The organism is Micrococcus sp. KT16 (assembly GCF_003315015.1).
Lineage (GTDB): Bacteria > Actinomycetota > Actinomycetes > Actinomycetales > Micrococcaceae > Micrococcus > Micrococcus luteus.
Map to the genome: position 1 here is coordinate 38,276 of NZ_QNRG01000002.1, position 20,913 is coordinate 59,188.

General features: G+C 73.1%; 17 protein-coding genes and 3 tRNA genes. All 20 read right to left on the reverse strand.

The window, feature by feature from the left end; translation table 11 throughout:
• Positions 1-86 precede the first annotated feature (86 nt).
• The 20 genes from DE149_RS02285 to ilvD all read right to left on the reverse strand — a co-directional run bounded on the left by DE149_RS02285 (position 87) and on the right by ilvD (position 20,884).
• Positions 87-159, reverse strand: a tRNA-Glu gene (locus DE149_RS02285).
• A 129-nt stretch (positions 160-288) separates the two neighbouring features.
• Positions 289-361, reverse strand: a tRNA-Glu gene (locus DE149_RS02290).
• A 55-nt stretch (positions 362-416) separates the two neighbouring features.
• Positions 417-488, reverse strand: a tRNA-Gln gene (locus tag DE149_RS02295).
• 119 nt (positions 489-607) lie between these two features.
• The gene (locus tag DE149_RS02300) at positions 608-1,393 is read right to left on the reverse strand and encodes an HAD family hydrolase (protein ID WP_041103180.1); all 786 of its coding nucleotides are present in this window, start codon (positions 1,391-1,393) and stop codon (positions 608-610) included.
• 8 nt (positions 1,394-1,401) lie between these two features.
• Complete coding sequence (gltX, locus tag DE149_RS02305; RefSeq protein ID WP_041103182.1) at positions 1,402-2,979, reverse strand: glutamate--tRNA ligase; 1,578 nt, start codon at positions 2,977-2,979, stop codon at positions 1,402-1,404.
• 49 nt (positions 2,980-3,028) lie between these two features.
• Positions 3,029-3,823, reverse strand: coding sequence for a fumarylacetoacetate hydrolase family protein (locus tag DE149_RS02310; protein WP_113913889.1), 795 nt, complete (start codon positions 3,821-3,823; stop codon positions 3,029-3,031).
• Positions 3,824-4,017: 194 nt separating this feature from the next.
• The gene (locus tag DE149_RS02315) at positions 4,018-4,263 is read right to left on the reverse strand and encodes a YbdD/YjiX family protein (protein ID WP_113913890.1); all 246 of its coding nucleotides are present in this window, start codon (positions 4,261-4,263) and stop codon (positions 4,018-4,020) included.
• Position 4,264: 1 nt separating this feature from the next.
• A complete protein-coding gene (locus DE149_RS02320) occupies positions 4,265-6,526 on the reverse strand; it encodes a carbon starvation CstA family protein (RefSeq protein ID WP_113913891.1) in 2,262 nt (753 codons plus the stop codon).
• 25 nt (positions 6,527-6,551) lie between these two features.
• Positions 6,552-7,601: a branched-chain amino acid aminotransferase gene (locus DE149_RS02325; protein ID WP_069941579.1), complete on the reverse strand. Its 1,050-nt coding sequence runs from the start codon at positions 7,599-7,601 to the stop codon at positions 6,552-6,554.
• A 186-nt stretch (positions 7,602-7,787) separates the two neighbouring features.
• On the reverse strand, positions 7,788-8,864 hold the full coding sequence (locus DE149_RS02330) for a 3-isopropylmalate dehydrogenase (RefSeq protein WP_069941572.1): 1,077 nt from the start codon (positions 8,862-8,864) through the stop codon (positions 7,788-7,790).
• Between the two features lie 71 nt (positions 8,865-8,935).
• Complete coding sequence (gene metG, locus DE149_RS02335) at positions 8,936-10,561, reverse strand: methionine--tRNA ligase (RefSeq protein WP_063190343.1); 1,626 nt, start codon at positions 10,559-10,561, stop codon at positions 8,936-8,938.
• Positions 10,554-11,033, reverse strand: coding sequence for a hypothetical protein (locus tag DE149_RS11755; RefSeq protein ID WP_223247528.1), 480 nt, complete (start codon positions 11,031-11,033; stop codon positions 10,554-10,556). Before DE149_RS11755 ends, metG begins: the two co-directional genes overlap by 8 nt.
• Before the next feature lie 23 nt (positions 11,034-11,056).
• Positions 11,057-11,410: a hypothetical protein gene (locus tag DE149_RS11760; protein WP_223247527.1), complete on the reverse strand. Its 354-nt coding sequence runs from the start codon at positions 11,408-11,410 to the stop codon at positions 11,057-11,059.
• Between the two features lie 64 nt (positions 11,411-11,474).
• Positions 11,475-13,070 (reverse strand): phosphoglycerate dehydrogenase, encoded by a 1,596-nt coding sequence (gene serA, locus DE149_RS02345; protein ID WP_113913892.1) that lies wholly within the window; start codon positions 13,068-13,070, stop codon positions 11,475-11,477.
• Between the two features lie 149 nt (positions 13,071-13,219).
• Positions 13,220-14,251, reverse strand: a complete 1,032-nt coding sequence (gene ilvC, locus DE149_RS02350) for a ketol-acid reductoisomerase (protein WP_065573668.1) — start codon at positions 14,249-14,251, stop codon at positions 13,220-13,222.
• A gap of 36 nt (positions 14,252-14,287) precedes the next feature.
• Positions 14,288-14,797 (reverse strand): acetolactate synthase small subunit, encoded by a 510-nt coding sequence (gene ilvN, locus DE149_RS02355; RefSeq protein WP_002854209.1) that lies wholly within the window; start codon positions 14,795-14,797, stop codon positions 14,288-14,290.
• Between the two features lie 12 nt (positions 14,798-14,809).
• A complete protein-coding gene (locus DE149_RS02360; protein WP_113913893.1) occupies positions 14,810-16,711 on the reverse strand; it encodes an acetolactate synthase large subunit in 1,902 nt (633 codons plus the stop codon).
• 291 nt (positions 16,712-17,002) lie between these two features.
• Entirely contained in the window at positions 17,003-18,157 is a 1,155-nt protein-coding gene (locus DE149_RS02365; RefSeq protein WP_036313124.1) for an N-acetylglucosamine-6-phosphate deacetylase, read from the reverse strand.
• A 110-nt stretch (positions 18,158-18,267) separates the two neighbouring features.
• On the reverse strand, positions 18,268-19,053 hold the full coding sequence (gene nagB, locus DE149_RS02370) for a glucosamine-6-phosphate deaminase (protein ID WP_036312968.1): 786 nt from the start codon (positions 19,051-19,053) through the stop codon (positions 18,268-18,270).
• Between the two features lie 103 nt (positions 19,054-19,156).
• Positions 19,157-20,884, reverse strand: a complete 1,728-nt coding sequence (ilvD, locus tag DE149_RS02375; protein ID WP_049145205.1) for a dihydroxy-acid dehydratase — start codon at positions 20,882-20,884, stop codon at positions 19,157-19,159.
• Positions 20,885-20,913: the final 29 nt, after the last annotated feature.

Genomic DNA, 20,913 nt, shown 5'->3' on the forward strand with positions numbered 1-20,913 from the left:
CGCGCACCGGCCGCCCATCCCGCCGGCCCGGCGGACGGAAACGACGGAAGCCCGGTCCGCAGGGACCGGGCCTCCTGTCACTCGGGTGACCCCAGCGGGATTTGAACCCGCGTTACCGCCGTGAGAGGGCGGCGTACTAGGCCGCTATACGATGGGGCCGAGCGCGCTGTCCGCGTGTGCGGAAGCGATGCCGTGGAGACCTTCTTCTGCGCCTGCGTCTCCTGTTCAGGCGGCGGATGCGTTCATCCGCCCGTGCCGTTCCGGTCCGAGGACCGGGCGACGACTGCGTGACCCCAGCGGGATTTGAACCCGCGTTACCGCCGTGAGAGGGCGGCGTACTAGGCCGCTATACGATGGGGCCGTGCGCCACGTCCGAGCGTCTCCGCCCGTGCGCGTTCACTGAGTCCGAAGACTCGCTGGGGTACCAGGACTCGAACCTAGAATGACGGTACCAGAAACCGTTGTGTTGCCAATTACACCATACCCCACTGTCGGTCAAGCATGCCTGACCGATGTGCATCATATTCATGAGCTCGGTGTTCCCGGATCTCTCCGGCAACGAGTAAGAACTCTACACCCTCCGGGCGACGTGTGCAAAATCGGCGGGTCAGGCCGCCAGCCAGGTCCGCAGCCCGCCGATCGCCCGCATCCGCCAGCATGCGTGCTCCTCGTCCCAGAGCGGCTCCTCCGCCCCGCCGTGGGCGGGGGCGTCGGGGCTCATCCACACCGGAACGAGCCCCGCCGACCGGGCCCCCTCGACGTCGTGACGCAGGCTGTCCCCCACCATGAGGGTGCGTCCCGGGTCCGTGCCCAGGCGGGAGCAGCCGGCCAGGAAGGGGGCCGGGTCCGGCTTCGGGGCCCCGGCCGTGTCCGAGCCGATCAGCACCTCGACCCACTCCAGACCGAGGGCGTCGGCCTTGCCGCGCTGGTAGGCCTCCACGTTGTTCGTGACGATCCCCACGCCACGGCCTGTTCCCCGCACCTCGGCGAGGACGTCGACGGTCGCGGGGAACAGCGCCCAGTGCCCGCGCACGACCTCTTCGTAGTCGGTGGTCCACAGGCCGTCGAGCGGGGTCGCCGCGTCCTCGGGCACGCCGAGCGCGCGCAGGGCGTCGGCCACGCGGGCCAGCCGCTGCTCCTCGAACGTCAGCTCCCCGGCCACGTAGCGCCCGTAGTGGCCGCCGGCGTCGGACGCGAAGGCGTCGGTGGCCTCAGCCAGCACCGCCGGGTCGACGTCGGCGGCCCCGGCCCACTGCCGGCGCACCGTCGCGTCGAACGCGGCGTGCTGGGCGGAGCGCAGATCCAGCAGCGTGTCGTCCAGGTCGAAGAGGACGGCGTCCCAGGCCGGCGGCGCGGGCGCGCCCGCGGACCCGCCGGCCGGCGTCGTGCTCACGCCCCGGCTCATGCGTCGGCGGGCTGGTCCTGGTCCAGGCCCTGTTCCGCGGCGAAGCGGTCCAGACGGGCGAGCGCGGAGTCCCGGCCCAGGATCTCGAGCGACTCGAAGAGCGGCGGGGACACCTTGCGGCCGGTCACCGCGACGCGCACCGGGCCGAACGCCTGGCGCGGCTTGAGGCCCAGGCCGTCGATGAGGGCGGCCCGCAGCGCCGCCTCGATGCGCTCGGTGGTGAACTCGTCCTCGGGCAGGGCGGCCAGCGCCTCCCGGGCCGCGGCGACGGCGGCGCCCAGGTCCGCCGGCATGCCCTTGAGGGCGCCTTCGGCGGTCCGGACGTCCCGGTCCGCCGTGAAGAGGAAGGTGAGCATCTCGACGGCCTCACCGAGCAGCTGCACGCGCTCCTGCACGAGCGGGGCCGCGGCGGTGAGGACCTCCATCTCCCGCTCCGTCAGGTGCTCGCCCACGAGGCCGGCCGCGTGCAGGTAGGGCACGAGACGGTCACGGAAGTCGGCCACGTCGAGCATGCGCACGTGCGTGCCGTTGATCGCGATCGCCTTCTTCTCGTCGAAGCGGGCGGGGTTGGCCAGCACCTTGTGCACGTCGAAGTGCTCCACGAACTGCTGCGGGGTGAAGATGTCCTCGTCCGCGGAGAGGGACCAGCCCAGCAGGCCGAGGTAGTTCAGCAGGCCCTCCGGGATGAAGCCGTTGTCCCGGTGCAGGAACAGGTTGGCCTGCGGATCGCGCTTGGACAGCTTCTTGTTGCCCTCGCCCATCACGTAGGGCAGGTGGCCGAACACCGGCATGTACCGGGCGACGCCGATCGCGTGCAGGGCGCGGTAGAGCGCGATCTGGCGCGGAGTGGACGAGAGCAGGTCCTCGCCGCGCAGCACGTGGGTGATGCCCATGAGCGCGTCGTCCACCGGGTTCACGAGGGTGTACAGCGGCGACCCGTCCGCGCGGACCACCACGAAGTCCGGCACGGAGCCGGCCTTGAAGGTGATCTCCCCGCGCACCAGGTCGGTGAAGGTGATGTCCTCATCCGGCATGCGCAGCCGCCAGACCGGCGCGCGGCCCTCGGCCTCGAAGGCGGCGATCTGCTCGTCCGTGAGGTCACGGTCGTGGCCGTCGTAGCCCAGCTTGGGGTCGCGGCCGGCGGCCCGGTGACGGGCCTCGGTCTCCTCGGGGCTCGAGTAGGACGGGTAGATGTATCCGCCGGCCTTGAGCTTCTCGATCACGTCCGCGTAGATCTCCCCACGCTGGGACTGACGGTATGGCTCGTGCGGACCGCCGACCTCGACGCCCTCGTCCCAGTCGATCCCGAGCCAGCGCATCGCCTCGAGCAGCTGCTGGTAGGACTCCTCCGAATCGCGCTTGGCATCCGTGTCCTCGATGCGGAACACGAGGGTGCCGCCGGTGTGCCGCGCCCAGCCCCAGTTGAACAGGACGGTGCGGATCAGCCCCACGTGGGGGGTGCCGGTGGGCGAGGGGGCGAAGCGCACGCGCACGGGGGTCTCGGCGTCCACCTGGGGGACGTCGGCGAAGGGGGCGGGGGCGTTCTCGGACACGGGAGCGGTGGCGTCAGTCATGATGCCCCGAGTCTACGCGGGGCCCGGGCGCCGTCGTCGGGCGCCTGCGTCAGCGGCGGAAGACGGTGGCGAGGACGCCGATGCCCTCGACCTCGGCCTCGACGCGCTGGCCCTCCTGGACCGTCCCGACCCCGCCCGGGGTGCCGGTCAGGATCACGTCGCCGGGCAGGAGGGTGAACATCTCCGAGGCCGCGGCCACGAGCTCGCGGACGCCGAAGACCATGTCGGCCGTCGTGCCGTCCTGGCGGGTCTCGCCGTCGAGCCGAGACGTGATGCGCAGGCCGCCGGCCGGCTCCACGTCCAGCTCGGTCTCGATCCACGGGCCCAGCGGGCAGGCGCCGTCGAAGCCCTTGGCGCGGGCCCACTGCAGGTCGGTGCGCTGGGCGTCGCGGGCGGTGAGGTCGTTGCCCACGGTGTAGCCGAACACGACGTCGTCCACGCGGCTCACCGGCACGTCCTTGCAGATGGTGCCGATGACGACGGCGAGCTCGGCCTCGTAGGAGATCTCCTCCGACCAGCTCGGCAGGGTCACCGGCTCGTTCGGCCCCACCACGGCGGTGTTCGGCTTGAGGAAGAACTGGGGCGAGGTGGGCACCTCGTTGCCGAGCTCCTTCGCGTGGTCGGCCCAGTTGCGGCCGACGCCCACGATCTTCGAACGCGGGATGATCGGGGCCACGAGGCGCACGTCCTCGAGGCGGTGCGTGGTGCCGGTGGGCTGGATCCCGTGGAAGAACGGGTCGCCCTGCAGGGCGGTGATGCTCAGCTCGGCGGGGTCGGCGTCGGCCGGGCCCTCCACGATGCCGTAGGTCGGTTCGGCCTGGTCCACGAAACGGGCGATGCGCATGCCTGCCAGCCTAGTGGGTGAGCAGCGGGCGCCGTCGCCGGACACCCCACCCGATGCCGACTGCGCTGACGCCGCGAGCCAGACGATTCGGCCGCGCCCGACGGCCCGGGGCGACCGATTCGTCTGGCTCGCGGGCGGATTCGTCTGGCTCAGCGCGGTGCAGCGCGGTGCGGTGCGGGGCGGGTCGAGACCGCTCAGCAGCAGCGGCTGCCGGGGTTCGCCTGCTGGCGGGCGTATTCGGCCCGCCAGAATTCCCGCTCGGTCATCGGTGCCCGCCCCGGGTGGTGGGCCCGGTGATGGGCCACGTAGGCGTCGTACTTCCCCTCACCGGAGAGCTGGCGGACCCACCAGCGCGCCCGGGCCCACACCCCGGGCCGTGACGGGCCGGCCGGGCCCTCCGCGGAGGAGGGCCCGGCCGGCGTCGCGCGCGGATCGGCCACGTCAGTGACCCCGCACCGGCTGCCGGTCCGCCGGCAGCGCGTCCCACTTCCGCTGCAGCTCCTTCTCCTCGGCCGTGGCGAACAGCCCGGCCGGGGCGAAGCGCTGCGAGGGCACGTACGGGTCCTGGTGGTCGATGACCTCGGTGCCGCGGAAGGCGCGCACCGTGGCGAGCACCGACGTCGTGATGACGATCAGCGCCAACACCAGGAAGACGACGGAGAGCGTGCCCTGGATGAAGGTGTTGCGGACCACGGCCTCCATGGCCGGCACGGACTTCGCGGCGCCGAAGCTCGTCTTCCCCGCCGCCAGCGCGTCCTGGAACGCGCGATGCTGCGCCCAGTAGCCCACCGCCGGGATGGAGGAGAAGATCTTCTGGAACGACGCCACGGTGGTGACCACGGTGATGAACGCCAGCGGCAGCGCCACGATCCACAGGCCCCGGAAGTCCCGGCGGCGCGCGACGATCGTCAGGACGACGGCGAGCGCGATCGCCGCGAGCAGCTGGTTGGCGATGCCGAACAGCGGGAACAGCGTGTTGATGCCGCCCAGCGGGTCGGTCACGCCCATGATCAGCACGGCGCCCCACGCGGCCACCATGATGCCGGTGCACACCCAGGCGCCCACGCGCCAGCCGGTGTCCTTGAAGCGCGGGACCACGTTGCCCAGGGAATCCTGGAGCATGAAGCGGGCCACGCGGGTGCCGGCGTCCACGGCGGTGAGGATGAACAGCGCCTCGAACATGATGGCGAAGTGGTACCAGAAGCCCATGAGGGCCTCGCCGCCGATCAGCTGGCCCATGATGATCGAGAGCCCGACGGCGAGCGTCGGGGCGCCACCCGTGCGGGAGACGACCGTGTCCTCGCCCACGAGGTTCGCCAGCGCGGTGAGCTGCTCGGGCGTGACGTCCACGCCGGCCAGGCCCAGGCTCATCACCCAAGCGGCCGCCGTCTCGGGGGTGCCGCCGGTGAGCGCGGCGGGGGCGTTCATGGCGAAGTAGATGCCGCGGTCGATGGACACGGCCGCCACGAGCGCCATGACCGCCACGAAGGCCTCCATGAGCATGCCGCCGTAGCCGATGAAGCGGGTCTGGCGCTCCTTCTCCACCATCTTGGGCGTCGTGCCCGAGGCGATCAGCGCGTGGAAGCCGGAGAGCGCACCGCACGCGATGGTGACGAACAGGAACGGGAACAGCGAACCGGGCCACACCGGGCCGGTCTGGCCCGAGGCGAACTCGGAGAACGCGGGGGTGCCGATGCGCGGCTGCACGACGACGATGGCCAGCGCGAGACCGGCGATCACGCCGATCTTCATGAAGGTGGACAGGTAGTCGCGCGGAGCGAGCAGCAGCCACACGGGGAGCACGGCCGCGACGAACCCGTAGATGATCACGGCCCAGGCGATGGTGGTGCGGTCCAGGGTGAACAGGGCCGCGCCCCACTCGGTCCCGGCCACCCAGCCGCCGCCGATGATGGCCGCCAGGAGCAGGACGAACCCGATCACGGAGATCTCGGTGATGCGGCCCGGGCGGATCCAGCGCAGGTACACGCCCATGAAGAGCGCGATCGGGATGGTCATGGCCACGGAGAACACGCCCCACGGGGACTCGCCCAGGGCGTTGACCACCACGAGGGCCAGGATGGCCGTGATGATCACCATGATCAGCAGGGTCGCGACGATCGCGGCGGTGCCCCCGACGCGGCCCAGCTCGTCCCGGGCCATCTGGCCGAGCGAGCGGCCGCCGCGGCGCATCGAGAAGAACAGGACGAGGTAGTCCTGGACCGCGCCGGCCAGGATCACGCCGACGATGATCCAGATTGTGCCGGGCAGGTAGCCCATCTGCGCGGCGAGCACGGGGCCCACGAGCGGACCGGCGCCGGCGATGGCCGCGAAGTGGTGGCCGTAGAGCACGCGGCGGTCGGTGGCCACGTAGTCCCGGCCGTCGGCCCGGTACTCGGCCGGGGTGGCGCGGGTGTCGTCCGGGTGGACGATCATGCGCTCGACGTACTTCGAGTAGAAGCGGTAGCCGATCGCGAACGTCGCCACGGCGGCGAACACGAACCAGATCGCGTTGATCGTCTCGCCGCGGTGCAGGGCGAGCATGGTCCAGGCGACGCCGCCGAGCAGGGCGACGGCCACCCAGACGGCGATCTTCGCGGGCGTCCAGCGGGGCCGGCCGGCGGCCTCGGTGGGCGGGAGGTCTTCCGGCGTCGTGGCCGGGAGTGGGGCGCCCTCGGCGGCCGCGGAGGAGCGGTGCGAGCTCACGGGGGTCTCCGTTCGTGGGGTGGGGTCAGACGAGGCGGTGCAGCCAGCCGTGGCGGTCCTCGACGCGCCCGGTCTGGATGCCCTCGAGCTCGGTGCGGATCTTCAGGGCCACGTCGGCCCCGCCGGCGGACTCGATCACGTCGTCGCCGTCGAGCAGACGGCCGATCGGGGTCACGACGGCGGCGGTGCCGCACGCGAAGACCTCGGTGATCTCGCCCGAGCGGACGCCCTCGGCCCACTCGGCGAGGGTGACGCGACGCTCCTCGACGGTCAGGCCCATGTCCCGGCCGAGCTGGAGGATCGAGGAGCGGGTGACGCCCTCGAGGATCGTGCCGGTGAGCGCCGGGGTGACGAGGCGGCCGTCGGCGTGCACGAAGAACACGTTCATGCCGCCGAGCTCCTCGATCGCGTCGTCGTGGTACTGGTCGAGGAACACGACCTGGTCGGCGCCCTTCGCCGCGGCCTGCAGCTGGGGCAGCAGCGAGGCGGCGTAGTTGCCGCCGGTCTTGGCCGCGCCCGTGCCGCCCTTGCCGGCGCGGGCGTAGTCACGCGAGACCCAGATGGTCACCGGCTTGAGCTCGCCGCCGAAGTAGTTGCCGGCCGGCGAGGCGATCACCATGTACCGCACCTGCCGGGCCGGGCGGACGCCGAGGAACGCCTCGGAGGCGAACATGAAGGGGCGCAGGTAGAGGGACTGGCCCGGGCCGGTGGGCACCCAGGCCCGGTCCGCCTCGAGCTGGGCCTGCAGCGAGCCGAGGAACAGCTCCTCGGGCAGCTCCGGCAGGGCCAGGCGGCGGGCGGAGCGGTTCAGGCGGGCCGCGTTGGCCTCGGGGCGGAACGTCCACACCGACCCGTCCTCGTGCCGGTAGGCCTTCAGGCCCTCGAAGATCTCCTGGCCGTAGTGCAGCACGGCGGCCGCGGGGTCCAGGGACAGCGGTCCGTAGGGCTCCACGCGGGCGTCATGCCACGCGCCGCCGTCCTCGTCCCAGGTCCAGTCGATCGAGACCATGTGGTCCGTGAAGACGTTGCCGAAACCGGGGTCCTGGAGGATCTCGACGCGCTGCTGATCGGACATCGGGGACAGATGCGGTTGCCGCGTGAACACGGTCTCGGACACGGTGGGATCACTCCTCGTGACGGTGGCAGATGGGGACGGCTCCGGTGCCGGGCACGACGCGCGGGGGCCACGGCGCCGGGCGTGGCACACGCCACAGGCCGTCGCCCCATCCTAGACCCGGCGTCGACGCGCCGGGCCCGCGCGTCAGACCCGCGCGGCGACGTCGGCGCCCACCTCGGCGGTGGTGCCCCGCGCGCCGTCCACCCGGTCCTTCAGGTGCGCCCACACCGCGGTGCGCACGCGCGCCGCGGCGCCGGTCTCGCCCACGTGCTCGAGCAGCAGGGCGGCGGAGAGGATGGCGGCCACGGGGTCGGCGATCCCCTGGCCCGCGATGTCCGGAGCGGAGCCGTGGACCGGCTCGAACATCGACGGCGCCGTGCCCTCGACGTTGATGTTGCCGGAGGCGGCGAGCCCGATGCCGCCGGTCACGGCCGCGGCGAGGTCCGTGATGATGTCCCCGAACAGGTTGTCCGTCACGATCACGTCGAAGCGGGCCGGGTCCGTCGCCAGGAAGATCATGGCGGCGTCGACGTGCATGTAGTCCCAGGTGACCGCGGGGAAGTCGGCCGCCACGGACTCCACGGTGCGGCGCCACAGGTGGCCGGCGTGGACCAGGACGTTGTGCTTGTGCACGAGCGTGAGGCGCTTGCGCTCGCCCGCGTCGGCGCGACGGAAGGCGTCCTCGACGACGCGGCGCACGCCGAACGCCGTGTTCACGGAGACCTCCGTGGCGATCTCGTGCGGGGTGTCCACGCGGATCGCACCGCCGTTGCCCACGTACGGCCCCTCCGTGCCCTCGCGCACCACGGTGAAGTCGATCTCGCCGGGCGCGGCCAGGGGGCTGACGGCGCCGGGCAGCAGGGTGGCCGGGCGCAGGTTCACGCCGTGGTCCAGCGCGAAGCGCAGCTTGAGCAGCATGCCGCGCTCGATCAGCCCGGACGGGATGCGCTCGTCCCCGGGCGCGGCGCCGACGGCCCCGAACAGGATCGCGTCGTGGCGGCGAAGGGACTCGAGGACCTCGTCCGTGAGCGCCTCGCCGGTCTCGAGCCAGTGCTCCGCACCCAGCGGATACGGGGTGAGCCGGGCCTCCGGACGCCCCTCGGCACGCAGCGCCGCCTGCAGGACGGCGGCGGCCTGGTCGGTGACCTCGGGGCCGATGCCGTCGCCGCCGATGACGGCGATGTCCAAGGGGTCTGCGGAGCTGCGTGTGGTCTCGGTCATGGCCCTCAGGCTACGCGCGGCACGCGTGAGGACCACATCGTGTGACACCCGGTCTCACCCTCCGGACGGACTCAGTCCTCGGCGGGCTCCTCGTGCCGCGGGAAGACCGGCTGCGGGGCGGGCAGCGGGGTGCCGGGGACCAGGTCCTCGTGGAACGCGGCGAAGGACCGCGGGCCGGTGCCGGACGCGCCGGTGCGGCCGGCGTCGCCCTCGGCGGGGACGCCGAGCAGGTCCAGCAGCCGCGAGGCCGAGCCGGGCATCACCGGCTGCGCGAGCAGGGCCACCCGGCGCACGGCCTGCAACGTCACGTACAGCACCGTGCGCATGCGCGGCTCGTCCGTCTTGCGCAGCACCCACGGGGCCTGGTCCGCGAAGTAGGCGTTGATCTCACCGAGCACGCGCCAGGTCTCCTCGAGCGCGTCGTGGAAGTCCTGCACCGCGTACGCGGACCGGGAGCGCTCCAGCAGGGCGTCGACCTGGGCCAGGACGGCGCGGTCCGCCTCGGTGAACTCGCCCGGCTCGGGCACGGCGGCGCCGCAGTTCTTGGCCACCATGGACAGCGAGCGCTGGGCGAGGTTGCCGAGGTTGTTGGCCAGGTCCGCGTTCTTGCGGCTCACCACGGCCTCGTGGCTGTAGGAGCCGTCCGCGCCGAACGGGAACTCGCGCAGCAGGAAGAAGCGAATGGCGTCCAGGCCGTACCGGGCCACCCATTCCCGCGGGTGCACCACGTTGCCCAGGGACTTGGACATCTTGGCCCCGTTGTTGTTCAGGAAGCCATGGATCATGACGCGGCGCGGCAGCTCGAGGCCGGCCGACATGAGGAACGCGGGCCAGAAGATGCAGTGGAACCGGGAGATGTCCTTGCCGATCACGTGCAGGTCCGCCGGCCAGTAGCGCGCGAACGCCTCCGGGTCCTCCGCCGGCCAGCCCGCGCCGGTGAGGTAGTTCGTCAACGCGTCGACCCAGACGTAGGTGACGTGGTCGGCGCGCCGGTCGGCGTCGGCGGCGTCGGGGTCCGCGGGCGCCGGCAGGTCGATGCCCCACTGGAAGGAGGTCCGGGAGATGGACAGGTCCTCGAGCCCGGCCTCCACGAAGCGGATGACCTCGTTGAAGCGGTACCGGGGGGCGGCGAAGTCCGGGTGCTCGCGGTAGTGGTCCAGCAGCGGCTGCTGGTACTTGGACAGGCGGAAGAAATAGGACTCCTCCTCCGTCCACGTCACCTCGGTGCCGGTCTCGACGGCGCGGCGCACCCCGTCCTGACCCACCTCGGTCTCGTCCTCGCCGAAGTAGCGTTCGTCCCGCACGGAGTACCAGCCGGCGTAGGAGCCGAGGTAGATGTCCCCGTTGGCCTCCATCCGCCGCCAGATCTCGCGGACGGCCTCGGCGTGGTCCGTGTCCGTGGTGCGGATGAAGCGGTCGTAGGAGATGTCCAGGACGTCGTCGTCCATCTCCTTGAAGACGGCGGCGTTGCGCGTGGCCAGCTCGAGGGCGCTCACGCCCTGCTGCTGCGCCGTCTGCTCCATCTTCTGGCCGTGCTCGTCCGTGCCGGTCAGGAAGCGCACGTCCCGCCCGTCGAGCCGCTGGAAGCGGGCCATCGCGTCCGAGGCGATGTACTCGTAGGCGTGGCCGATGTGCGGCTCGCCGTTCGGGTAGGAGATGGCCGTGGTCAGGTAGTACGGGGCGCGGGCGTCAGTCACAGTCGTCGAGTCTAGCGGCGGGCCTGGGGCCCGCGCCGAGGACGACGTCGTCCGCGTCGGCGTCCGGGACGCCGTCGGCGGTCACCTGCAGATGGCCCGGCGCAGGCCGCAGGTGGAGGTGGGCCCACGGGGCCACCACGAGCACGGACGCCCCGATCATCTCGGTCAGCTCCTCCGCGTGCGTCGCCACGTGGTAGGCCAGGGTGCTGCGCCCGATCCCGAAGACGAGCGGCACCGCCTCGAGGACGATCGCGCCGACGAAGAACACCGCGCCGCCCGCCACCGTCAGCGCTCGGGTCCGGCGGGGCAGGGCGACGGTGCACAGCGCGAGCAGCCCGAGGACGACGATCGCGGCCGGCGCGCCGAGGATCAGCCACTGGAACGCGGGCAGCGGGTTCTCCCCCGCGAACGGCAGGGCCTCCCACAGCCGGCCGGCCTGCTCGTGGAGCTGCGTCGATTCGTCCAGGCTCATGGCCGCCAGCAGGGCCGCGGGGGTCAGCCACGCGAGCAGGCTCCGCCGCCGGTCCGCCCCAGCGCGCGGCGCACGAGACCCACCGTGGTGAAGCCCGCGGCCCCCAGCAGGAGCAGGCCCGAGCTCCACCACGCCGTGAGGTTGGCCTCGTGGTTCACGTCGAAGACCTCGCGCCACCACGGCACCTGCCGCGGGCCCAGCCCGAACACGAAGGGGAGGGCGAACGACCAGGCGGCGAGCAGGACACTGACGCCGATCAGCCCGCCCGCCGCGCGCCGGGCCCAGCGGCCCTGCACACCCGGAGGCGTGGCGGGGCGGGCCGCTGCGGCGCGCGCGGTCGGGGCGGGTGCGGGGCGGGGCTCGGGTGGACGCGACATGGACACCATCTCAACACAGGGCGACGCGCGCCGGCCCCGCGATGCCCGCCCGGGCGTCGACGGGTCAGGCGGAGAGGTCCACCTCGGCCGCACGGGCGGCGCCGATGGCCGCGGCCAGCGTGGCCGCGGTGTCTCCGGACAGCGCCCCGTCCAGGGTCAGCACGGCCAGGGCGGCGCCCTCGTCGTCGCGCGAGACGTCCATGCCGGCGATGTTCACGCCCTGCACCCCGAGGGCCTGGCCCAGGACGCCGATCACGCCCGGGCGGTCCTGGTAGGCGAACACGAGCAGGTGGTCGGCCAGCGGCACCTCGAGCTCGTGCCGGTCCACACCGACGAGCTTCTGCACCTGGCGCGGGCCGGTGAGCGTTCCGGTGACGGCGGTCTGGGTGCCCTGCGCGGTCGCGGCGCGCACCGTGACGGTGTTGCGGTAGGACTCGGACACCGCGGTGGTGGTGAGGCGGCACTCGACGCCGCGCTGCTCGGCCAGCACGGGGGCGTTCACGTAGGAGACCTGGTCCGAGACGATGTCCGTGAACACGCCCTTCAGGGCGGCCAGGCGCATCGCGGAGACGTCGTGCTCGGCGATCTCACCGGCGATCTCCACCTCGACGGCCGTGATGGACTGCTCGCCCACCAGCGCGGTGAGCACGCGGCCCAGCTTCTCGGCCAGCGGCAGACCGGGGCGCACGTCCTCGTGGATCGCGCCGCCGGCCACGTTCACGGCGTCCGGCACGAGCTCGCCGGAGAGGGCCAGGCGCACGGAGCCGGCGACGGCGACGCCCGCCTTCTCCTGGGCCTCGGCGGTCGAGGCGCCCAGGTGGGGGGTGACGACGGCGGAGTCGTGCGCGAAGAACGCCAGGTCCGTGGCCGGCTCGGAGCTGAAGACGTCGATGCCGGCGCCCCCGATGGTCCCGGCCTCGAGCGCGCGGGCGAGGGCGTCCTCGTCCACGAGGCCGCCGCGGGCCACGTTCACGATGATCGCGGTGTCCTTCATGCGGGCGAACTGCTCATCGCCGATCATGCCGACCGTCTCGGGGGTCTTGGGCATGTGGATCGTCACCACGTCGGCGCGCTCGAGCAGCTCGTCCAGCTCGACGAGGCTCGCGCCGAGCTGCTGCGCGCGGGCGGTGGTCACGTAGGGGTCGTAGGCGAGGATCTCCATGCCGAACGCCTTCATGCGCTCGGCCACGAGCGCGCCGATGCGGCCCAGGCCGATCACGCCCAGCCGCTTGCCGTAGAGCTCGACGCCCGTGTACTTCGAACGCTTCCACTCCCCCGCCTTCAGCGAGCCGTGGGCGGCCGCGATGTTGCGGGCGGCGGCCAGGATGTGGCCGCAGGTGAGCTCGGCGGCGGAGATGATGTTCGACGTCGGCGCGTTGACGACCATGACGCCGGCCTCGGTGGCGGCGGGCACGTCCACGTTGTCCAGCCCGACGCCGGCGCGCGCGATGACCTTCAGCTGCGGCGCGGCGGCGATCGCCTCGGCGTCCATCCGGGTGGCCGAGCGGATCAGCACCGCGTCGACGTCGCGCAGGTCCTCGAGGAGGCGGGCGCGGTCGGCGCCGTCCGTGCGGCGGATCTCGAAGTCGGGGCCGAGGGCCTCGACGGTGGCGGGTGAGAGTTCCTCGGCGATCAGGACGACGGGCTGGGCTGCGCTCACGGGTGCTCCTGGAGGTGTGGTGCGGTGGGATGGGAGGCGGGCCGGCCCGCGCTCCGGTCCGAGCCTAGACGCGTGACCGGACCGTGGCCGGAATGCGACGCCGGCCCCGAAGCGCGATGCCCGGGGCCGGCGTCGGGGGCTCAGGCGGCTCAGCGGGCCGCCGTGCCCTCGGTGTAGTCGTCGTCCGCGTCCTTGAGCCAGGAGAACATCTGGCGCAGCTCGCGGCCGGTCTTCTCGATCGGGTGGGCCTCGCCCCGGGCGCGGAGCTCCTTGAACTCGGGCGCACCGGCCTTCTGGTCGTCCATGAAGCGCTTCGCGAAGGCGCCGGACTGGATGTCGGCGAGGACCGCCTTCATGTTCTCCTTCACGTCGGGGGTGATGACGCGGGGGCCGGAGACGTAGTCGCCGTACTCCGCGGTGTCGGAGATGGACCAGCGCTGCTTGGCGATGCCGCCCTCGACCATGAGGTCGACGATGAGCTTCAGCTCGTGCAGCACCTCGAAGTAGGCGATCTCGGGCTGGTAGCCGGCCTCGGTGAGGGTCTCGAAGCCGTACTGCACGAGCTGGGAGGCGCCGCCGCAGAGCACGGCCTGCTCGCCGAACAGGTCGGTCTCGGTCTCCTCGGTGAAGGTCGTCTCGATGACGCCGGCGCGGGTGCCGCCCACGGCCTTGGCGTAGGACAGGGCGAGGGCGTGGGCCTGGCCGGAGGCGTCCTTCTCGACGGCGATCAGCGCGGGCACGCCGCGGCCGGCCTCGAACTCGCGGCGCACCACGTGGCCCGGGCCCTTGGGGGCGACCAGGGCGACGTCGACGCCCTCGGGGGCCTGGATGTAGCCGAAGCGCACGTTGAAGCCGTGCGCGAAGAAGAGGGCGTCGCCCTCCTGCAGGTTGCCGGCGATGTGCTGGTCGTACACGTCGGCCTGGACCTGGTCCGGGGTGAGGATCATGATCAGGTCGGCCTCGGCGGCGGCGGTGGCGACGTCGACGACGCGCAGGCCCTCGGCCTCGGCCTTGGCGCGGGACTTGGAGCCCTCGGCGAGGCCGATGCGCACGTCCACGCCGGAGTCGCGCAGCGACAGGGCGTGGGCGTGGCCCTGGGAGCCGTAGCCGATGACGGCCACGGTGCGGCCCTGGATGATCGACAGGTCGGCGTCGTCGTCGTAGAACTTCTTCACGGTCATGCTGTTCTCCTCACGGGATGGGTGGATCGGGACGGGTCAGCGGGCCAGGGCGCGGTCGGTCATGGACCGCGGCCCCCGGGCGAGGGCGAGGGTGCCCGAGCGGACGAGCTCACGCACGCCGTAGGGCTCCATCATCTCGAGGAAGGCCTCGAGCTTGTCACGGGTGCCGGTGGCCTCGAGGGTCAGGGACTCCGGGGCCACGTCGACGACGTGGGCGCGGAACAGGTCGGCCGCCTGGACGACCTGACCGCGGGTGGCGGCATCGGCGCGCACCTTCACGAGCAGGTGGTCGCGCTGAACGGAGGAGTCGGGCGTGAGCTCGACGACCTTGATCACGTTGATCAGCTTGTTCAGCTGCTTGGTGACCTGCTCGAGCAGGTCCGTGTCGGCGTCGACGACCACGGTGATCCGGGACAGGCCCTCGACCTCCGTGACGCCCACGGCCAGCGAGTGGATGTTGAATGCGCGCCGGGCGAAGAGGCCGGCCACGCGGGTCAGGGTGCCGGGCACGTCCTCGACGAGCACGGACAGGGTGTGGCGTTCCATCGGTTGCCCTCCTCAGTCTTCCTGGTCCCAGTCGGGCGTCATGCCCCGGGCCACCTGGATCGCGTCGTTGCTGACCCCCGCGGGGACCATCGGCCAGACCATGGCGTCGCGGGAGACCACGAAGTCCACGATCACGGGGCGGTCGTCGATGGCCAGGGCCTGGCGGATGGTGTCGTCCAGGTCCTCCCGACGGTCGCAGCGCAGGCCCGCGGCGCCGTAGGCGTCGGCGAGCTTGACGAAGTCCGGCACCCGGGCGGTGTCGTGGCCCGTGTTCAGGTCCGTGTTCGAGTAGCGCCCGTCGTAGAAGAGGGTCTGCCACTGACGCACCATGCCCAGCGAGGAGTTGTTGATCACCGCGATCTTGATGGGGATGCGGTTGATCACGCACGTGGCGAGCTCCTGGTTGGTCATCTGGAAGCAGCCGTCGCCGTCGATGGCCCAGACCACGCGGTCGGGCTCGCCCACCTGCGCCCCCATCGCGGCGGGGACGGCGAAGCCCATCGTCCCGAGGCCGGCCGAGTTGAGCCACTGGCGCGGGCGCTCGTAGGCGACGAACTGGCTGGCCCACATCTGGTGCTGGCCGACGCCGGCCACGTAGGTGGCCTCGGTGCCGGACAGGGCCGACAGACGCGAGATCACCTCCTGGGGCGCGAGGAGGCCGTCCTCGGTCTCGGTCCAGCCCATCGGGTAGGTCTCCTGCAGGCGCCGCAGCACCGCCCACCAGTCGGCGAGGTCGGGCAGCGCCTCGGTGTCCGTCGCGAGCTCGGCCACCAGGTCCGGGATGATCTCCTTGACGTGGCCGACGATCGGCACGTCCGCGGTGCGGTTCTTGGAGATCTCGGCCGGGTCGATGTCCGCGTGGATCACGCGGGCGCCGGGGGCGAACGAGGGCAGGTGACCGGTCACGCGGTCGTCGAAGCGGGCGCCGAGCGTGATCAGCAGGTCGGCCTGCTGGAGCGCGGCCACGGCGGGGACGCCGCCGTGCATGCCCGGCATGCCCAGGTGCTGGGGGTGCGAGTCGGGGAAGACGCCGCGGGCGGTGAGGGTGGTGACCACCGGGGCGCCCGTGAGCTCGGCGAGGGCGCGCAGCTCCTCATGGGCCTCGCCGCGGGCCACGCCGCCGCCCACGTACAGCACGGGGCGCCGGGCCTCGCGGACCAGCCGGGCGGCCTCGCGGATCTGCCGGGGGTGGCCGCGCAGGACGGGGCGGTAGCCGGGCAGGTCGATCCGGGGCGGCCACGCGAACTCGAACTCGCCCTGCTGGGCGTCCTTGGTGACGTCCACGAGCACGGGCCCGGGCCGGCCCGTGGCGGCGATGTGGAACGCCTCGGCGAGGGCCTGGGGGACGTCCTCGGGCCGGGTCACGAGCCGGGAGTGCTTGGTGATGGGCATCGTGATGCCCACGATGTCCGCCTCCTGGAAGGCGTCCGTGCCGATCGCGGCGGAGGAGACCTGGCCGGTGATGAACACGACCGCCTGGGAGTCCATGTGGGCGTCCGCGATGGCGGTCACCAGGTTGGTGGCGCCGGGACCGGAGGTGGCGATGGCCACGCCGACCTTGCCGGTGGCCAGGTGGTAGCCCTGCGCCGCGTGACCGGCACCCTGCTCGTGGCGCACCAGGATGTGGCGGATCCGATCGGAGTCCATGAGCGGGTCGTAGGTCGGCAGGATGGCGCCGCCGGGCAGCCCGAACACGTCCGTGACCCCCAGCTCCTCCAGGGAGCGGATGATGCCCTCGGAACCGGTCATCCGGGTCGGCTCGACGCGGGAGCCCTCGCCGGGCACCCGCGGCTCGACGATCTCGGGCCGAGGGGCCGGACGGCGCTCCTGGACCCGGGCCGTCTCCGTCGGGCGGGAGGCCGGCGTCGGGACCTGCGGGACCGCCGCGCGGGCGTCGCGGGGGGTCGTGCTCATGGGGTCACCTCACTGCGTTCGTCGCTGCGTGTCCGTCGCGGGGGCGTCGGACGGTCGTCGTTCGGATCCGTCGGGCGTCGGGGACCGTGGCCGCGTCGATGACGGATCGGGCCGGCGTGGCGGAGTCTGAGGTGGGGACACGGGCCGCCGGGTCCTTCGGGGGTGGTCTCAGTATCGACAGCCGTGCGCCCCGCCCGCCATCGACCACCCGCCTGTCTCGCAATGTGAGATAAAGCGTCACATCGTGAGACGACCGGGCGGTCGGGATCGGATCCCGGGCCTGAGCCCACCCTAGTCAGCCGCCGCGGGGGCGGCCGCCTCCACCCACGCTCCGTGACGGAGCACCCCGCGCACCTCGAGCTCCGGGCCGAAGACGACGGCGTCCGCTCGGCTCCCGGCTCGGAGCCGGCCGACGTCGGGAAGCCCCAGGGCGTCCGCGGGCGCGGCCGTCGCCGCCCGCAGCGCGGCGTCGAGGTCGACCCCGGCGGCGACGGCGGAGCGCACCGAGCCGGCGACCGTGGCCGTGGACCCGGCGATGGCCCCGGCTGCGCCATCCGCGCCGACCACCCGCGCGACGCCGTCGTGGACCCGGGCCCGCAGGGGTCCGAGGGAGAAGTCGCCGTCGCCGCAGCCGGCGGCGGCCATCGCGTCCGAGACGAGGATCCACCGCTCCCCCGCCTCCCGGGCGACCCGCCGCACCGTGGCCGGATGCAGGTGGACGCCGTCCACGATGGTCTCGATCCCCACGCGGGGGTCCTCCAGCAGGGCGACGGCGGGCCCGGGCTCGCGGTGGTGGGCGGGCCGGCACGCGTTGTGCAGGTGGGTGGCCATCCGCGCACCCGCCTCGATCGCCGCGCGCGTGACCTCGTAGGACGCGTCGGTGTGGCCGATCGCGACGAGGACGCCCGCCTCCGCCAGCCGGCCCACCGCGTCGAGGGCGCCCGGCAGCTCGGGGGCCAGCGTCACCATCGCGAGGCTGCCCGCGCCGGCCTCGACGAGGCGCGCGACGTCCTCGGGCTCCGGAGCCCGCAGGGACGCGGCCCGGTGCGCGCCGCGGTGCAGGGGCGAGAGCCAAGGGCCCTCGAGGTGCACGCCGGCCAGGACGCCCTCCGCGCGCAGGGGCGCCAGGGCCGTCAGCTGCGCGACGAGCGCGTCGACCTCGTCCGTGACGAGGGAGGCCACCACCGTGGTCGTGCCGGCGCGGGCGTGCGCCGCGGCCGCCGCGCGGGCCGCGTCCGGACCGGACTCGACGGCGTGCCCGCCGCCGCCGTGGCAGTGCACGTCCACGCAGCCGGGCGCGAGCAGGGCGTCGCCGAGCTCGTGGACGGGGCCGTGGGTGCGCGGCGGGTCCCCGGCCCCGACCGCCGTGACCCGGCCCTCCGCCAGGGCGATCCAGCCGGGGCCGCCGAGGCGCTCGCCGTCGTGGACGCGGTCCGCTCGCAGCACCGACGGCGGCACGTCGGCCGGCGGGGTCGCCGGCTCGACGCGCGGCGGGGCGGGGTGCGGGTCGGGCACGGCGGCCTCCTGGGGTGGGTGGATCGGCGGACGGGTGACGCTCAGAGGCCCTGCCAGCGCGGCTTGGCCTCCCACATGTGGCGGTAGTCCCCCGCGAGCTCGAGCCGCCCGGCGGCGGCGTCGTCCACGAGGACGGTCACGTGCGGGTGCAGCTGCAGGGCGGTGACCGGCCAGCGGGCGCTCACGGGGCCCTCCACGAGCTGCCGCACCGCCTCGGCCTTGCCCTCGCCCCGGGCCAGCAGGACCAGGTGTCGGGCGTCGAGGATCGTGCCCACGCCCTGGGTGAGGCAGTGGGTCGGGACCTGGTCGAGGTCGCCGTCGAAGAAGCGGGCGTTGTCCCGCCGGGTCTGCTCGGCGAGCACCTTGATGCGCGTGCGGGAGGCGAGGGAGGAGCCGGGCTCGTTGAACGCGATGTGCCCGTCCGTGCCCACGCCGAGCAGCTGCACGTCCACGCCGCCGGCCTCGCGCAGCGCCTCCTCGTAGGCGGCGCAGGCGCCCGGGACGTCCGCCGCCCCGCCGTCCGGACCGTGCACGGCCTCCGGGGCGATGTCCGTGCGCGCGACGAACTCCCGCTCGATCACGGTGCGGTAGGACTCGGGGTGTCCCGCGGGCAGGCCGACGTACTCGTCCAACAGGAACGCGCGGCAGGAGCGCAGGGACAGCTCCCCGTCCCGGACCCGGCGGGCGAGCTCGTCGTAGACGGGCAGGGGCGAGGAGCCGGTGGCCAGCCCCAGGACGGCCTCGGGACGGGCCGCCACGTGGGCGGCCACCGCGTCCGCGCCGTGCCGGCCCAGGGCGGCGGCGTCGGGCAGGATGACGACCTCCATCAGCGCGCCTCCCGCCCGGGACGCGGCGCGGGTCCCCCGGCCCGGGCGTCGATCGCGTGCATGCTCATCCTCTGCTCGTCTCGGCGTGCGGGCCGACCGGGCCTCAGCCCAGGTAGGCGCCCTCGGCGGCGGAGTGCACCAGCTTGGCGTACTTACCCAGCACGCCCGTGGTGAACTTCGGCTCCACCGGCTCCCAGGACTCGCGGCGGGCGGCGAGCTCGGCCTCGTCCACGAGCAGGTCCATGGTGCGTCCGGCGATGTCCACGCGGATGCGGTCGCCGTCCTGCACCAGCCCGATCGGCCCTCCCTCGGCGGCCTCGGGGGCGATGTGGCCGATGCACAGGCCGGTGGTGCCGCCGGAGAAGCGCCCGTCGGTGATCAGCAGGACGTCCTTGCCCAGACCCGCCCCCTTGATCGCGCCGGTGATCGCGAGCATCTCGCGCATGCCCGGGCCGCCCTTCGGCCCCTCATAGCGGATGACCACCACGTCGCCGGCGGCGATGGTCCCGTCCTCGAGGGCGTCCATGGCGGCGCGCTCCCGGTCGAAGACGCGCGCGGTGCCCTCGAAGACGTCCGCATCGAAGCCGGCGGACTTCACGACAGCGCCCTCCGGGGCCAGCGAGCCGTGGAGGATCGCGATGCCGCCGTTGGGGTGCATCGCGTCGTCCATGGTCCGGATGACCTTGCCGTCCACCGGGTCCGGATCGAGCGCGGCCAGGTTCTCGGCGAGGGTCTTGCCGGTGACGGTGAGGGTGTCCCCGTGCAGCAGGCCCTCGTCCAGCAGGGCCTTCATGACCACCGGGACGCCGCCGATGCGGTCCACGTCCGTCATGACGTACTGACCGAACGGCTTGAGGTCGGCGATGTGCGGGGTGCGGTCGGCGATGCGGTTGAAGTCGGACAGCTGCAGGTCCACGCCCGCCTCCCGGGCGATGGCGAGCAGGTGCAGCACGGCGTTGGTGGAGCCGCCGAACGCCATGGTCACGGCGATCGCGTTCTCGAACGCGGGCTTGGTCATGATGTCCCGGGCCGTGATGCCCTGGCGGAGCATGTTCACCACGGCCTCGCCGGAGCGGCGCGCGAAGGCGTCGCGGCGGCGGTCCGCGGAGGGGGCGGCGGCGGAACCGGGCAGGGACATGCCGAGGGCCTCACCGATGGAGGCCATGGTGTTGGCGGTGTACATGCCGCCGCAGGCGCCCTCACCCGGGGCGATGGACTTCTCGATGCGGAGCAGGTCCTCCTCGGACATGAGACCGCGGGCGCAGGCGCCGACCGCCTCGAAGGCGTCGATGATGGTCACCTGCCTCTCGGTGCCGTCGGTCAGGCGGGCCACGCCCGGCATGATCGAGCCTGCGTAGACGAACACGGACGCCAGGTCCAGGCGGGCGGCGGCCATGAGCATGCCCGGCAGCGACTTGTCGCAGCCGGCGAGCAGGACGGAGCCGTCCAGGCGCTCGGCCATCATCACGGTCTCCACCGAGTCCGCGATCACCTCGCGGGAGACGAGGGAGAAGTGCATGCCCTCGTGGCCCATGGAGATGCCGTCCGAGACGGAGACCGTGCCGAACTCCAGCGGATATCCACCGGCGGCGTGGACGCCGTCCTTCGAGGCCTGGGCGAGGCGGTCCAGGGAGAGGTTGCAGGGGGTGATCTCGTTCCAGGACGACGCGATGCCGATCTGCGGCTTGCCGAAGTCCTCGTCCCCCATGCCGACCGCGCGGAGCATGCCGCGGGCGGCGGTGCGCTCCATCCCGTCGGTGACGTCGCGCGAGCGCGGCTTGATGTCGGGAGCGGCGGACGGGGTGCTGGGAGTCGACGCGGCGGAGTCCATGCCGCGGAGTCTAGTGAGCACGGCGCCAC